The 564-nt window shown below is 69.1% G+C and carries 1 protein-coding gene; it reads left to right on the forward strand.

The genetic code is table 11. The features are described 5' to 3' along the window. The first annotated feature begins 116 nt into the window (after positions 1 to 116). Entirely contained in the window at positions 117 to 500 is a 384-nt protein-coding gene (locus KUM32_RS42135; protein ID WP_176164453.1) for a helix-turn-helix domain-containing protein, read from the forward strand. The last annotated feature ends 64 nt before the right edge of the window (positions 501 to 564 follow it).

Genomic DNA, 564 nt, shown 5'->3' on the forward strand with positions numbered 1-564 from the left:
CTTTTGATGTTTGCAGCCCTGAGTGAACACGACATCGCCCCCCGCACGGGTGGAGCCCGAGGCGGTACGGTGGGGCGAGAAGGAACCGGATACGCGGTCCGAGGAGGGAGCCAGCGATGATTCTGCTCCGTCGCCTGCTGGGTGACGTGCTGCGCCGACAGCGTCAGCGCCAGGGCCGGACGCTGCGCGAGGTCTCCTCGTCCGCCCGGGTGTCCCTGGGGTACCTCTCAGAAGTCGAGCGAGGACAGAAGGAAGCGTCCTCCGAACTGCTCTCCGCCATCTGCGACGCCTTGGACGTACGCATGTCCCAGGTGATGCGCGAAGTGAGCGACGAGCTGGCGCTCGCCGAACTGGCGCGTTCCGCCGCGGCGAGCGAGCCCGTGCCGGCGCCGATGCGGCCACGCCTGAACTCCGTGTCCGTGACCTCGGTGACGTCCGTCCCGGAGGAGCGCGTCACCATCAAGGCGCCCACCGAGGCGGTCAACGTGGTCGCCGCCTAGGAAGCCACGCATCGGCCGCACGACCAGCCGAGCACCTGCTGTCCCGTACGCCCCGTCCGCATCC

Source organism: Streptomyces sp. AC627_RSS907, assembly GCF_019049165.1.